At 40.1% G+C, this 14777-nt stretch carries 14 protein-coding genes and 1 pseudogene; 8 read left to right on the forward strand and 7 right to left on the reverse strand.

The window, feature by feature from the left end; genetic code table 11:
- Positions 1–41: 41 nt before the first annotated feature.
- Positions 42–1463: an N-acetylmuramoyl-L-alanine amidase gene (locus tag N8L39_RS05940; protein ID WP_261010332.1), complete on the reverse strand. Its 1422-nt coding sequence runs from the start codon at positions 1461–1463 to the stop codon at positions 42–44.
- 326 nt (positions 1464–1789) lie between these two features.
- Between N8L39_RS05940 and N8L39_RS05945 the strand changes: the two genes are divergently transcribed.
- A complete protein-coding gene (locus N8L39_RS05945; RefSeq protein WP_261010331.1) occupies positions 1790–4012 on the forward strand; it encodes a RelA/SpoT family protein in 2223 nt (740 codons plus the stop codon).
- 29 nt (positions 4013–4041) lie between these two features.
- The gene (gene dtd / locus N8L39_RS05950; RefSeq protein WP_261010330.1) at positions 4042–4485 is read left to right on the forward strand and encodes a D-aminoacyl-tRNA deacylase; all 444 of its coding nucleotides are present in this window, start codon (positions 4042–4044) and stop codon (positions 4483–4485) included.
- Between the two features lie 38 nt (positions 4486–4523).
- On the opposite strand, the gene N8L39_RS05955 is transcribed toward dtd, so the two are convergent.
- From N8L39_RS05955 to N8L39_RS05975, 5 genes and pseudogenes are all read right to left on the reverse strand, one after another.
- Positions 4524–4937, reverse strand: coding sequence for a hypothetical protein (locus N8L39_RS05955; protein ID WP_261010329.1), 414 nt, complete (start codon positions 4935–4937; stop codon positions 4524–4526).
- A gap of 18 nt (positions 4938–4955) precedes the next feature.
- Positions 4956–5369 (reverse strand): hypothetical protein, encoded by a 414-nt coding sequence (locus N8L39_RS05960; protein ID WP_261010328.1) that lies wholly within the window; start codon positions 5367–5369, stop codon positions 4956–4958.
- A gap of 129 nt (positions 5370–5498) precedes the next feature.
- On the reverse strand, positions 5499–6206 hold the full coding sequence (locus N8L39_RS05965) for a nicotinamide mononucleotide transporter (protein ID WP_261010327.1): 708 nt from the start codon (positions 6204–6206) through the stop codon (positions 5499–5501).
- A pseudogene (locus tag N8L39_RS05970) lies at positions 6163–6346 on the reverse strand (hypothetical protein). The gene N8L39_RS05965 and the pseudogene N8L39_RS05970 overlap by 44 nt, the downstream one beginning before the upstream one ends.
- The gene (locus N8L39_RS05975) at positions 6327–6977 is read right to left on the reverse strand and encodes a metal-dependent transcriptional regulator (RefSeq protein ID WP_261010326.1); all 651 of its coding nucleotides are present in this window, start codon (positions 6975–6977) and stop codon (positions 6327–6329) included. The pseudogene N8L39_RS05970 and the gene N8L39_RS05975 overlap by 20 nt, the downstream one beginning before the upstream one ends.
- A gap of 111 nt (positions 6978–7088) precedes the next feature.
- Between N8L39_RS05975 and N8L39_RS05980 the strand changes: the two genes are divergently transcribed.
- Both N8L39_RS05980 and N8L39_RS05985 read left to right on the forward strand, forming a co-directional pair.
- Positions 7089–7931 carry a metallophosphoesterase family protein gene (locus N8L39_RS05980; protein WP_261010325.1) on the forward strand — a complete coding sequence of 281 codons (843 nt, stop codon included), beginning with the start codon at positions 7089–7091 and terminating at the stop codon, positions 7929–7931.
- 75 nt (positions 7932–8006) lie between these two features.
- The gene (locus N8L39_RS05985) at positions 8007–8444 is read left to right on the forward strand and encodes an Rrf2 family transcriptional regulator (RefSeq protein WP_261010324.1); all 438 of its coding nucleotides are present in this window, start codon (positions 8007–8009) and stop codon (positions 8442–8444) included.
- A gap of 163 nt (positions 8445–8607) precedes the next feature.
- Here the strand turns inward: N8L39_RS05985 and N8L39_RS05990 are convergent, their stop codons facing one another.
- Positions 8608–9681: a DUF2974 domain-containing protein gene (locus N8L39_RS05990; RefSeq protein ID WP_261010323.1), complete on the reverse strand. Its 1074-nt coding sequence runs from the start codon at positions 9679–9681 to the stop codon at positions 8608–8610.
- A 155-nt stretch (positions 9682–9836) separates the two neighbouring features.
- Between N8L39_RS05990 and N8L39_RS05995 the strand changes: the two genes are divergently transcribed.
- The 4 genes from N8L39_RS05995 (at position 9837) to N8L39_RS06010 (ending at position 14771) form a co-directional block, all read left to right on the forward strand.
- A complete protein-coding gene (locus N8L39_RS05995) occupies positions 9837–10514 on the forward strand; it encodes a response regulator transcription factor (RefSeq protein WP_000548991.1) in 678 nt (225 codons plus the stop codon).
- Positions 10507–11481 (forward strand): sensor histidine kinase, encoded by a 975-nt coding sequence (locus N8L39_RS06000; RefSeq protein ID WP_261010322.1) that lies wholly within the window; start codon positions 10507–10509, stop codon positions 11479–11481. The genes N8L39_RS05995 and N8L39_RS06000 overlap by 8 nt, the downstream gene beginning before the upstream one ends.
- A gap of 435 nt (positions 11482–11916) precedes the next feature.
- Entirely contained in the window at positions 11917–13428 is a 1512-nt protein-coding gene (locus tag N8L39_RS06005; protein WP_004242726.1) for an ATP-binding cassette domain-containing protein, read from the forward strand.
- 293 nt (positions 13429–13721) lie between these two features.
- Positions 13722–14771, forward strand: a complete 1050-nt coding sequence (locus N8L39_RS06010; protein ID WP_261010321.1) for a DUF389 domain-containing protein — start codon at positions 13722–13724, stop codon at positions 14769–14771.
- The last annotated feature ends 6 nt before the right edge of the window (positions 14772–14777 follow it).

A 14777-nucleotide genomic window follows, 5' to 3' on the forward strand; every position in this document is an offset into this window, starting at 1 on the left:
ATAAAAAATAAGCCTCGAGTTAGTTCGAGGCTTAAACTGTTTTAATTACCAGCATAATATTTTTGGATTCCCTTGACAATCCCTTCAACTAGTTTATCTTGGTAGTCACTGCTGCGGATTTTTTGGTTTTCTTCCGGATTATCCATATATCCCATCTCCAACAAAACAGCTGGTTTAGCTGTTTCACGGAGAACAGCAAAGGTTGCTTGCAAGAGCCCAGCATCCCTAGCTCCAGTTTCAGCTAGCAGTGAAGAATGGATATCGGCTGCGAGACGATTACTTTCACTCATTCGTTCAGGATTGTTGTGCCAATCCTTGTTAATCTTGCTGGGGAAACCAGGTTCATCCTTGTAAGAATAGGTCTGGATACCCAGATTAACGGTTGTATCATTCCCTTTTGCATTGAAATGAAGGCTGATGAAAAAGTCAGCATTGGTCTTGTTGACCATACGAGAACGCTCGGTAATAAAATCAACGTCTATATCACTATCTCGAGAGGTGAGAACGGTATAGCCGAGTCCTTCTAGTCGTTTACGTAGCTTACGATAAACTTGTAGGTTCAATTCTTTTTCAGCTATGCCATAGTAATAAGCCCCGCGATCCTTACCACCGTGTCCTGGATCGAGAAAGATAGTTTTAGAGTAATGTCCTTTTTGAAAACCTTGTGCTAATTCACGAACCCATTTTCCATTCCCTTGGAAGAGCTGATTTTTACCATCCACAGCATAGGTTCCTGTAACATACACACCATCGTCCTTAAGATAGTACCAAGCTTGATAGTCTGGGTCATAAATCCATTCCTTGTGGGCCATGTAGCCACCAGATTTGAGGTAGTAGGAACCAATCCATTGTTTTTGGGCATAACGTCCGCCAGATTTGAGGTAAAACCAACTAGAGTAGCTTTGGTCGTAGACCCATTCCTTATCTGCCATAGCACCACTGGATTTGAGGTAGTAATCGCCTTTCCAGACATTGGCCAACATTCTACCGTAGCCATCAAAAGCATACCACTTGCCATTGATTTGGCTCCATTGGTTGGATAAATATTTACCTGAACCATTGATATAGTACCAATTATTTCCCATTTGGTACCAGCTGTTTTCAAGCAAGTAGCCATGACTATCAAAGAAATAACCATCATAGAGGGTATCTGTAAATTTGACCCCAGTTTGACTATAAAAAGTCCACTTGTTCCCCTCTTTTACCCAGCCAGTTTGTATAGGTTGATTGGGTTTGGTTTCTGTGGAAAGAGAAGGTTTGCTTTCTTGCTCACTTGAACTAGCTGTGCTCGACGAAGTTTCTGTACTAGCTTGAGAATTGCTAGTAGAAGTATTTGTTGAGCTACTAGTTGAACTAGTCATAGGGGCAGTAGTAGAATGACTCGTATCATTAGCCAAAACGACTTGGTTTGTTAGTCCAAGAAAAGCTAAAGCTAAAAGTGTCAGTCTTTTGTGTGATTTCATGTTGTTTGCCTTTCTAGAAAGATGAAAATTCAGTAATTATCGTAAAAAAACTGTTCATATTACCATTATACACTAAAAAAGTTAGAGAATTACCAAAATATCAAATCTTTTCTTATTTAAGCAGAAGAAAAGATTTTCATTTCACTAACTTTTAGAGTAGCCTATATTTCAAAAAAGTTAGATGAAAATCAGATAATTTTATTTTTTAAGTTTGAATCTTATTCTATCATACGTTCCAACAAATTGAATAGCTTCAGAATCCTCTTTTTCTAGTTTTCATATTCTTAAAAAAGTGATAAAATGGTAGGAAGAATTGGAGAGTAGAGATGCCAAAAGAAGTGAATTTAACAGGCGATGAAGTTGTCGCTTTAACACAGAAATATTTATCGGAAGAGGATGTGGCTTTTGTCCATAAGGCCTTGGTTTACGCCGTTGAATGCCATAGTGGTCAATATCGTAAATCAGGTGAGCCTTATATCATTCACCCCATTCAAGTGGCAGGTATTTTAGCTAAGCTCAAGTTGGATGCTGTAACGGTAGCTTGTGGTTTCTTGCATGACGTGGTGGAAGATACAGATGCGACTTTGGACGATTTGGAAAGAGAGTTTGGTCCTGATGTGCGGGTAATCGTAGATGGGGTTACCAAGCTTGGTAAGGTCAAATACAAGTCTCACGAAGAGCAGTTGGCAGAAAATCATCGCAAGATGCTCATGGCCATGTCTGAGGACATCCGCGTTATCTTGGTTAAACTGTCTGACCGCTTGCACAATATGCGAACTCTGAAACATCTTCGAAAAGATAAGCAGGAGCGTATTTCCAAAGAAACCATGGAAATCTATGCCCCACTTGCCCACCGTTTGGGGATTTCCAGCGTCAAATGGGAATTGGAAGACCTATCTTTCCGTTATCTCAACCCAACGGAGTTTTACAAGATTACCCATATGATGAAGGAAAAGCGCAGAGAGCGTGAAGCCTTGGTGGATGAGGTAGTTACGAAACTAGAAGACTATACGACGGATCGTCACTTGAAAGGGAAGATTTACGGTCGTCCCAAGCATATTTACTCGATTTTCCGCAAAATGCAGGATAAGAGAAAACGTTTTGAGGAAATCTATGACCTGATTGCCATTCGCTGTATTTTAGATACCCAAAGTGATGTTTATGCTATGCTTGGTTACGTGCATGAACTTTGGAAACCAATGCCAGGTCGCTTTAAAGATTATATCGCTAACCGCAAGGCCAATGGTTATCAGTCTATCCATACGACTGTTTATGGGCCAAAAGGGCCGATCGAATTCCAGATTCGGACCAAGGAAATGCACGAGGTGGCTGAGTACGGGGTTGCGGCTCACTGGGCTTACAAGAAAGGCATTAAGGGGCAGGTTAACAGCAAGGAATCAGCCATTGGAATGAACTGGATTAAGGAGATGATGGAGCTCCAAGATCAGGCTGATGATGCCAAGGAATTTGTCGATTCAGTTAAGGAAAACTATCTGGCTGAGGAGATTTATGTCTTTACCCCAGATGGAGCTGTCCGTTCCCTTCCAAAAGATTCAGGACCGATTGACTTTGCCTACGAAATCCATACAAAAGTCGGTGAAAAAGCGACGGGTGCCAAGGTCAATGGCCGTATGGTTCCTCTGACAACTAAGCTCAAGACAGGGGATCAGGTTGAAATTGTCACCAACCCGAACTCCTTTGGACCTAGCCGTGACTGGCTCAATATGGTCAAGACCAGCAAGGCCCGCAACAAGATCCGTCAGTTCTTTAAAAATCAAGATAAGGAATTGTCTGTCAACAAGGGTCGTGAAATGCTGATGGCTCAGTTCCAAGAAAATGGCTATGTGGCCAATAAATTCATGGACAAGCGTCATATGGACCAAGTTCTGCAAAAGACCAGCTACAAGACAGAAGAATCTCTCTTTGCCGCCATTGGTTTTGGCGAAATCGGTGCGATTACTGTCTTTAACCGTCTGACTGAAAAGGAACGCCGTGAAGAAGAGCGTGCCAAGGCCAAGGCTGAAGCAGAAGAACTTGTCAAAGGTGGCGAGGTCAAGGTTGAAAATAAAGAAACCCTCAAGGTCAAGCATGAGGGTGGTGTGGTCATTGAAGGTGCCTCAGGTCTCCTAGTGCGGATTGCCAAGTGTTGTAATCCTGTTCCTGGTGATGATATTGTCGGCTATATCACCAAGGGGCGTGGTGTGGCTATTCACCGTGTGGACTGTATGAACCTGCGCGCCCAAGAAAACTACGAGCAACGTCTCCTTGATGTGGAATGGGAAGATCAGTACTCTAGATCAAATAAGGAGTATATGGCCCATATCGATATCTACGGTCTCAACCGTACAGGACTATTGAACGATGTACTGCAAGTTCTTTCAAACACAACCAAGAATATCTCAACAGTCAACGCCCAACCAACCAAGGATATGAAATTTGCCAATATCCATGTGTCCTTCGGCATTGCTAACCTCTCGACGCTGACCACGGTTGTAGATAAGATTAAGAGCGTACCAGAGGTTTATTCTGTCAAACGAACCAACGGCTAATTGTCCGAGCTTCTACTAGAAAGGCTATTATGAAAATCATTATCCAAAGGGTTACAAAAGCCCAAGTGAGTATCGAAGGTCAGGTTCAGGGAAAAATCAATCAGGGACTCTTATTGCTGGTTGGTGTTGGACCAGAGGACCAAGAGGAAGATTTGGACTATGCTGTGAGAAAGCTTGTCAACATGCGGATTTTTTCAGACGCAGAAGGCAAGATGAACCTGTCTGTCAAAGATATTGAAGGAGAAATCCTCTCTATTTCTCAGTTTACCCTCTTTGCGGATACTAAGAAGGGCAATCGTCCAGCCTTTACAGGTGCAGCCAAGCCTGATATGGCATCAGACTTCTATGATACTTTCAATCAAAAACTAGCGCAAGAAGTGTCCGTTCAGACAGGGATCTTTGGAGCGGATATGCAGGTTGAGCTGGTCAATGACGGACCAGTCACCATTATCCTTGATACGAAAAATAGATAAGAAAGACCAAGCCCAGTCGGCTTGGTTTTTCTTATCTATCACAAAATACTCCAAAATGAAATCGGTTCTTGATAGGCTTTTGGGAAGTCTCTTTTTAGGCTTTGACTTATGCGATAGGAAGGAATGAGGTGTCCTAGGATTAGGAGAGTTCCCTGAAGGAAAAGTGGAATAACTCTTAAAAACAGCAAGGAGAGAATGATCAGGCTATCCCATAGAAGGATTTGTAAGGCAAAGCGCCAGAATCTCGGTCTAATCTGGGAATAAAGGTGACTAAAGTGGTCACAAAGTTGGTTGGAAAGATAGGTCAATAGCACAGGATGAAAGAAAATGAGCCAACCGCTATAAATCAACATCCAATCCCAAGTAAGTCCCTCTTTAAATGTCAAAAATGCCAGCATAATTCCATCGATGATAAGGAGTTGAATGGTTTTGATGGAGATGATTTTTTTCATGCTAAAACCTCCTTTTCCTTAGAGACACTCCCATAAAGAGATGTGTTTATCGTAAAAATCTGGATAGTGTTCTCTTAGGTAGTCAGCCGTCATATAATATAAAGTAGAATGACAAGCAGTGATGATTGGCATAAGAGAGTAAAAACGCTGAGAACTAATGAAGGCTAAGAGGACAAAAAATAGAAAATCAATGGAGAGAACCCCTAAATAGTAGAAGCGAATCTTTTTATTGATTTGAGGATAAATCTCAGCGAATTGATGTTTGAGTCGGACAACCAAGCGAAATAACAGGAGTCCTTGAGTAAGGAGGAAAATAAAACCAGATAGCAAGAGCCACTCCAAAGATGTCTCGGGTCTTTTGTTAAAAAATGCGAATAGTAGCAAATCGATGACTGCAATTGCTGTAAAATGGAGTCTAAAGAGTTTTTTCATAAGATGACCTCCCTCTTTTATCTATCTTCATTCTACTCCAAAAGAATGGAAGTTACAAGTAAAATGATAAAAATAGCAGAAGGGAGATTCTCTTAAGTCGACTTGTTTTTTTATGTAAGTTTTCTTCTATTATCTTACTTCTTCATCATTCCAGACAAATAAAGCTCCGATTGCATTGAGGATATAAAAGATGTATTTTCCGATATTGGCAAAATTTCCTTGAATACCAGCTTTTGTCAGCTGAACGAAATTGTAAATCAACCAAAAGCCCCACTGAGTTGTTAGTTTCAATGCGTTAAAAGCATTGGCAATGAGTGAGAGTGCAAAGGCAATAGTTGTTACGTAGGCAAGGAGATTCATCTTGCCCCCATATCCAATATAGTTGGTTATAAAGGCAAAGAGGAAGGCGATGATGGAAATGATGATGGCCGCTAATTTTAGCTGTTTTTGGCTCATTTGGTTGGGTCTGCCTTCTTGCGAAGCTTCCCATTTCTTTATAGCAAAGGTATAAATGAGGAAAGTGACAGGATAGGTGATAATGGCCGCCTTATTTCCAAGGATATAATCAATAGCACCGGACAAAATGGTATTAACAATACCAAAGTAATTTCCCCATTTGCTTAATTTTCCCGTGAAACGAGTGGACAACATGGAAATCCCAACGTTGGTTACGGAAATCAATCCAAAGGGGACAAGGGTAGTCCATGGGCCCCAGTCTACGAATTTGTCGAGACGGGAGTTGAGGTAACCAGATGCAATCGCAATCCCAACGACCAAAGCAACCCCGAAGAGGTCAAACCATTTGGATGTCGCAAAAATTTTTAGTGATTTTTTCATAGGTTAAACTATCTTTCTTGTTTTTTACAAACATTCTACAACTAAATGAAAGTAAAATCAAATGATAGAAATAAAACCCTGAAAATAAAACTTTCAGGGTTGGTTGGGGGACTTGAGAAATTAGTTGATTTTCTCGACATAGAGTTGTTTTGCAATGTCCATATTCACTTGTAAATCCTCGTCTTTACTAAGGATAGTAAAGGTGTTACTGAAGCCATCAAACTGCTGGACTTGGAGCTGGTCACCGATGTGAAGTGAGTGCTTGTCCAGATAACTGAGAATGTCAAAACTATCGTGCACCCGAGTTAGGCGATAGGAGCCAGCTTCCTTGATGTCAGCTAGTGGCAGGTTATTGATTTCAACTAGGAGTTCTCCCTTGGCAGGAATAGTTCCTCCGTGAGGACAGGTCTTGGGAAATCCTAGTAGTTTATCCAGTCTTTCCACGAACAGGTCAGAGACAGTATGTTCCAAGACCTCAGCTTCCTCATGAATCTGGTCACTCGTATAGTCTAAATGATGGACTAGAAAAACTTCAATCAAGCGGTGCTTACGATAGAGCTCAGAGACCAGTTTGAGTCCGAGATCAGTCAGTAGATAGCCACATTCCTTGTCTTTGAGGATGAGATTTTCACTCTTCATCCGTTTAATCATTTCAGTTACGGCAGGGGGAGAGACTTGCATGCGGGCAGCAATTTCCTTGTTGGTAATTTTATGCAGGTCTATGCCGATTTCATAAATACACTTTAGATAGTCTTCTTTATTCGGGGTCATTCGTTTCCTCTTGTCTAATATCTTTATCTAGTATATCAAAAAAAGCTAGATTTCTCTAGCTGTGACTTTTTATGTTATACTTATTGCAAGAGAAAAAACGAGGAGATGGATATGACGAAAATAGCTCTTCTTTCAGATATTCATGGAAATACCACCGCCCTGGAGGCTGTTTTGACAGATGCTCGGCAGCTAGGAGTGGATGAATACTGGCTTTTGGGAGACATTCTCATGCCAGGGACAGGGCTTAGAAGGATTTTGGACTTGTTGGCTCAACTACCGATTACGGCTAGAGTTTTGGGAAACTGGGAAGACAGTCTGTGGCATGGTGTCCGAAAGGAATTGGATAGTACTCGTCCCAGTCAACGCTATCTCTTGCGCCAGTGCCAGTATGTTTTAGAGGAAATTTCCCTAGAAGAAATCGAATTGCTCCACAATCAACCTCTCCAGCTTCATCGTCAGTTTGGGGATTTGACGGTAGGAATTAGCCACCATCTTCCTGATAAGAACTGGGGGAGAGAGTTGATTCATACTGGAGCGCAAGAGGATTTTGACCGCTTGGTGACCAATCCTCCTTGTGATATTGCTGTTTATGGTCATATTCACCAGCAGTTGCTTCGTTACGGGACTGGTGGGCAATTGATTGTCAATCCAGGTTCGATTGGGCAACCTTTCTTTCTAGATGCCCAGTTGCGGAAGGACTTACGGGCCCAGTATATGATTTTGGAGTTTGATGACAAGGGCTTGGTAGATATGGACTTCCGACGGGTGGACTACGATGTGGCAGCTGAATTGCAGCTAGCTAAAGACCTCAAACTTCCTTATTTTGAGGTTTACTATGAAAGTCTGGTCAATGGTATCCACCATACTCATCATCAGGAATTTCTGAGAGAATTGGCCCAGAAAGAGGGTTATGATAGGGAATTAGATGCCTGGTTGAAAAGTGGTAATGATTGACATTACAACTGAAAAGGGTATAATAATAGAAAAAGAAGAGTAGAGGCAGGTTAGCCTCGTAAAAAGGAGAAGAGGATGCAAATTCCAAGTAGATTTACCATTGCGACTCATATGCTGATTATCATTGCCCTCAAGGGGAAGGAAAGCAAGGTGACCAGTGATTTTCTGGCTGCTAGTGTTGGGGTTAACCCTGTCATTATCAGAAAAACCTTGTCCCAGTTGAAGAAGGCAGAGCTGATATCAGTAGCGCGTGGAACAGGGGGGACAGAGATTGTCAAAGATCTCAAAGATATTAGTCTTTTAGATGTTTATCAGGCGGTTGAGTGTCTTGGTAAGACAGGCCAACTTTTTAGTTTCCATGACAATCCAAATCCAAATTGCCCAGTCGGAGCTCATATTCATGAGGTTTTGGATCAAAAATTGGAGAGAATTCAGCTGGCTATGGAGACTGAACTTGGTCAGACCAGTCTAGAGCAAGTCGTGGCTGATGCAGAGATTCAGATGAAGGATTGAATTCTTCTTTAAAACAAGAAAAGCTTATGAGAAGGTTTTTATACTCAATGAAAATCAAAAAGCAAACTAGGAAGCTAGCCGCAAGCTGTACTTGAGTACGGTAAGGCGACGCTGACGTGGTTTGAATTTGATTTTCGAAGAGTATTACCTTTTCATAAGCTTTTTATCTATTTTTCCATGCTTGGTAACGGGTATCAATCAATAATTGAGTAAGGCGTCCCATGGTTTCCCTTTCTTCTGGAGTGAGGGATTGAGCTTGGACAAAGAGATGATGAATGTGTTCGATAGCCTTTAAGGAAGACAGGTCATTGATGGAGCTAATCCCAGCATCTAGAATGGTGCCAAAGAAGAGGTCGAAGTAGAGCTGGAGTTCCTCGTCAGGGACTGTGGCCACCCACTCCTTGAAGGTTGTGTCAACTTGTTGGCTATCACTGTTGGTCTTATCCAGTTGGACGAAGTGCTTGTCCTCAATCTGCCAACTAAAGGTATCGTGCTGGGCGATACCACCTAAGGCAGTACTGTGCACGATGATTTGGTGGGCCGGAATTTCCAGCATCATACCGATGATGGAGCCTTGTGGAATGAAGACCTTGGTTTTATCCATTATCCTTTGATAGCCCTCGCTTTGTGTCAGTTCTTTGTGGAGACCAGGTGCATCAAAGGTATAAACTGCTGTGATTTGATTTTGCAAGTTTTTCTCAATTTGACTAGCAGCATAGATGGCTAGATTGCCTCCCTTGGAATGCCCAGCCAGAATGACTTTTTGCTTAGGATGTTGGGCAAAAAAGTTCTTTAAATAGCGGAGGGCATGCTTTTGAGCAGGAATTTCCTTCATATAGGTTAGATGGAAATCTTCCTTCCAACCAATGATGCTGTCATCAGTCCCACGAAAGACAATCAGATAGGTATCGAGATTGAGGCGGTAGGTCATAGCCGCAAATTGTTTTTGCAGCTCAGGGTCGATGTCATTAATAAAATGGGAGAGTTTGCAATTTTTGAAGCGTTTGTGTTGAGCTAGTTCATCTAATAGCTGGAGGCGATTTTTACTGGTTAACATGTTAGACTCTCTTGGAACCTGAGGAGCCAGGTCTAAAAGTCGCTGAGGACTTGTGGAGACCAGATTGTCAAAGGAGAGGTAGGTGATTTCTGTTAAGGCTAGAATGTCTAATTCATTTAAAGGAAGGTCGTAAAAGGAATCGTGTGCGACATCTTTCAGATAATCAAAAATATTGGCCATAATAGCTCCTTTCTTTTTATTTATCTTATCAAATTTCCCTCAAATTAGCTAGTAGGATTGTCTTGCTTTGTTGGCTAAAAACAAGCTATTTCAAATTCAGTTTCAGACCTTCGAGCATGGAAAAATCTGTTATAATAATAGAAAAGGAGGAGCGCATGCACAAGATTTTATTAGTAGAAGATGATCAGGTTATTCGGCAACAGGTCGGGAAAATGCTCTCTGAATGGGGATTTGAAGTGGTTCTGGTAGAAGACTTTATGGAAGTTTTGAGTCTTTTTGTCCAGTCGGAGCCTCATCTGGTCCTCATGGATATTGGCTTGCCCTTGTTTAATGGTTATCACTGGTGTCAGGAGATTCGCAAGATTTCCAAGGTCCCCATCATGTTTCTGTCTTCGAGAGACCAGGCTATGGATATTGTCATGGCAATCAATATGGGGGCGGATGACTTTGTGACCAAGCCTTTTGACCAGCAGGTTCTTTTAGCTAAGGTTCAGGGCTTGTTGCGTCGTTCCTATGAGTTTGGGCGTGACGAGAGTTTACTGGAATACGCCGGTGTGATTCTCAATACCAAATCCATGGATTTACATTATCAAGGGCAAGTCTTGAATTTGACCAAGAATGAGTTTCAGATTTTACGAGTTTTGTTTGAGCATGCAGGCAACATCGTAGCGCGTGATGACCTCATGCGGGAACTTTGGAACAGTGACTTTTTCATTGATGATAATACCCTCTCTGTCAATGTGGCTCGTTTGCGTAAAAAGTTGGAAGAGCAGGGCTTGGTAGGATTTATCGAGACCAAGAAAGGAATAGGGTACGGATTAAAGCATGCTTGATTGGAAACAATTTTTTCTAGCCTATCTGCGCTCCCGTAGTCGTCTGTTTGTCTATCTGCTTTCTTTGACGTTTCTGGTTTTGCTCTTTCAGTTTTTATTTGCAAGTTTAGGAACTTACTTTCTCTACTTTTTCCTCTTGTGTTGCTTTGTAACCATTTTATTTTTCGCTTGGGACATATTGGTGGAAATGCAGGTCTATCGCCAGGAACTTCTCTATGGGGAGAGGGAAGCCAAATCTCCTTTGGAAATAGCTTTAGCTGAAAAATTAGAAGCGCGTGAGATGGAACTTTATCAGCAGAGGTCAGATTCAGAAAGAAAACTGACGGATTTGCTGGATTACTATACCTTGTGGGTCCATCAGATTAAGACCCCCATTGCAGCCAGTCAACTCTTAGTTGCAGAAGTAGCCGACCGCCAACTGAAGCAACAATTAGAACAGGAAATTTTCAAGATAGACTCCTATACCAATCTAGTTTTACAGTACCTGCGTTTAGAAAGTTTTCATGATGATTTGGTCTTAAAGCAGGTTCAAATTGAGGACTTGGTCAAGGAAATAATTCGTAAATATGCTCTTTTCTTTATTCAAAAAGGCTTAAATGTCAATCTACATGATCTTGATAAAGAAATCGTGACGGATAAAAAGTGGCTGCTAGTGGTTATTGAGCAAATTATCTCAAATAGTCTCAAGTACACCAAGGAAGGTGGTCTGGAGATTTATATGGAAGGCCAGGAACTCTGTATCAAGGATACAGGAATCGGGATAAAAAATAGTGATGTCCTCCGAGTCTTTGAACGTGGATTTTCAGGATATAATGGCCGCCTAACTCAGCAGTCATCTGGACTTGGACTTTACCTATCTAAGAAAATTTCTGAAGAACTGGGTCACCAGATTCGTATTGAGTCTGAGGTCGGAAAAGGAACGATAGTGCGGATTCGGTTTGCTCAAGTGAACTTAGTCCTTGAGTGAGAAGAGACAATGAGTTTTTACCCAATCTCTTTTTGCTATATTTCAGGATATTTGAAGACTGTTTTTTACAAAACCAATAATAGAATTTTTAATACAGAATATAGTATAAATACTGGTTCAAAGTGAAATTTTGTATGCTTTATACTTTTGTTGAGTATAAAATCTATAATCTAAGGGTGAATTACAAAAATTAATTTGAGATGAAGTGAATTGTAGACTTGGGAAATGTCTCCTATTCGATTTCAGAATGAATCGTTGATACAGGATTAAAAGAACTGCAGCTTTCTTTTTATTTTGAATGATAGTAAAAACTGCAGTACTTGTGTGATTTACAATTATTGCACTCAATGTCCGAGTATCGCACTATCTGAAATAGGGAATAGTAGAGATTGTTCTGCGATATGTAAAAAAACGCATTAGTAAGGAGTATCGTATATGCTACCATATCTTAAAACTATTAGATGGTATCTCTTCTTTAATTTTCTTTTTGGTGTAGTATCGAATATCTGCACAGCTTTGTTACCGTATTTCACGCAGGCATTAATCAAAGGGGATTATCAAGTAGCTCTATATGGTTACTCTATGTCAGTGGCTGGCTATTTGAGTTGTAACTATATCCAAATGATACTTGATTGGAAGCAGGGGATTATCTTTTCGACTACTTTGAAAAATGAGTGGTTTCGTTCACTTCTGGGACTCAGTCACCACGATTTCAAGCAGAAAACAGTAGCAGAGTATATTTCCTATCAATCTAATGACCTAGATTCGTTGGAAAAGGATTACCTTCCTCCATTGATGAGTTTTATCAAACAAATTTTACGTATCATCATTTACGCTTTCATTATTAGCAGAACAATTAATCCTATTGTATCATTGATTTTAATCTTTTCTACTGGAATTAGTATTCAAATTCCTAAAATCGTTGGGAAGTTGACCGCTAATCGCAGACAGGTTTACTTGAAAAAACAAGGAGATTACTATCGAACTTTGGAGGATTTGCTCATGGGACATCATTTGGTAAATAAACTAACTATGTCGCATTTTTTGAATCAACAAAAGAGTTCTCTAAAGAATTTGCAGGATAAGTATTTTAAGTATGGTTTGACAAAAATTACTGGCATCTTATTGACAGGTGTTTCTTTTGAATTCATTAGTCTTGTTCTGTTTATTTATTTAGCCTACTCTCTATCTCACCAGCAACTCGGTATTCCTGAGGTGGTGGCGAGTTTCGGATATATTAATGCTTTTTCTGAACCAATACAGGAAATCCTTTATGATTTACAAATGTTAGAGTCCGTAAAGCCTGTAATCAAGAGTTTTCAAAACATTGTTGGGAGACCCGTTTCAGTTCAAGCACCTCAACATTCTTTTGATACGATTACTTTGAAAAACATTTCCAAACAACTGGGAGAATCAAAATTGATAATTACTTCCGCTACGATTCAAAAAGGGGATAAAATTGCGCTTATTGGTAAGAATGGGTCTGGAAAAAGTAGTCTTCTCAACATTTTAAATGGAACAGATGAAGATTTTGAAGGACAAATTGTGCTAGATGGGCTTGTTTTGGACCATCTTTGGGGAAGATTCGGTATGATTCTGCAACAAGAACATACATTTATTTCGAGTTATGAAAATAATGTAACGCTATTCAATAGTTTCAATGAAAAATTCAGAGAAGAAGATTTTGAAAAAATTCCACCACAATCCCTGTCAGGTGGTCAGCAACAACGAATGTATTTAAATCGTGAGAAAAATCGTAAAAATCCATTGCTTATCCTAGACGAACCTTTCTCTGCCTTGGATACTAATCAGTTTAAAATGGAATTGGAAAGAGTTCTGGAACTACCAAGTGCCGTCATTGTTACTTTACATCGCCAAAACGAATTATTAAGTAAGTTTGACCAAGTTTGGGAAATTAAGAATGGAGAACTTGTAATTTTGAAATAGCTAAATTATAGAGAATAAAACGCATATTATCAAGAGTTCAGAGGAGATACCGGTTTTTCTTTTTCTAATAAGGAATCTAAAATTTCTTGCTTTCTCTATCTATTCAATTGATAGATTTCTTCAGAGAAAGACTGTAAAATTTTTGATATAATGTTAAGGATGGACTGACGGATATTTAAAAGATAATGTTCAAAAGAATAACAGGTGAGAAGAAAAATATATAAGATTGGACAGAAGTCTCTCTACCCTCATCCATGCAGAAACAAGATTATATGAAATAAAAGGAGTAACCAATGACTGGAAACTATTCAACACGTGAATACCGTGAGAAATTATATGATGATCTTCATGTTCGATTAAGAGATACAGTGATTTTGATGTGTGCGATTTTTATTGCCTCTATCGGACTAAATATGAATTCAACAGCTGTCATTATTGGAGCTATGCTGATTTCCCCTCTTATGACACCGATTGTTGGACTCGGATTTGGTTTAGCTATTTTTGACACGCGTTTAATCAAGCAATCTCTAGAGGTCTTATTTACTCAAGTATTGGTCAGTTTGCTTGTCTCGGCTCTGTATTTCTGGATTTCTCCCTTATCTTATGAAAGCAGCGAATTGATTGCACGAACCTCTCCAACCATTTGGGATGTTCTCATTGCTATTGCTGGTGGGATAGCAGGCGTCATTGGTTCAAGGAAAAAAGAAGCAAACAATATCGTGCCAGGAGTAGCCATTGCAACAGCTCTGATGCCACCTATCTGTACTGCAGGTTACGGTTTAGCTAATGGAAATGTACGATTTTTATTTGGAGCTCTCTATCTTTTCTTGATCAACTGTGTCTTTATCATGCTAATCAACATTGTTGGAACAAGAATTTTGATGAGAAAATCTCCCTTAAGTTCATTTAAAGAGCTAAACATTAAAATGAGAATTGGGTTGATATCCTTGATCGTATTATTGATTCTTCCGGCTAGTTATTCAGCAGTCACTCTGACGATAGATCAAGCGCGCAAAGAAGGAATCAAACAGTTTGTAGGAAAAGAGTTCGCCAATCATACGGTCATTAATCAAGTCTACAAGTCAAGGAGCAATGAATTAGTCTTGACGGTTGTTGGAGATCCGATTTCAGAAGAAGAATTAGAAACGCTCCACCAAAAACAAGCCTCTTACGGTATTCAATCTGTTCAATTGAAAGTCAATCAAGTTCATAATTCGACAAAATTAGACAGTGATACGACCAAGGAATTTTATGAAACCATTAACAAGTATATCGATCAAAAACTCTCTGAAAAGGATTCACAAAAAGATCTCGTAAAAGAAAATGAAGCAGATAAGGATTGAGGATAT

The sequence above is a fragment of the Streptococcus mitis genome, from assembly GCF_946190285.1.
Classification (GTDB): domain Bacteria; phylum Bacillota; class Bacilli; order Lactobacillales; family Streptococcaceae; genus Streptococcus; species Streptococcus mitis_CP.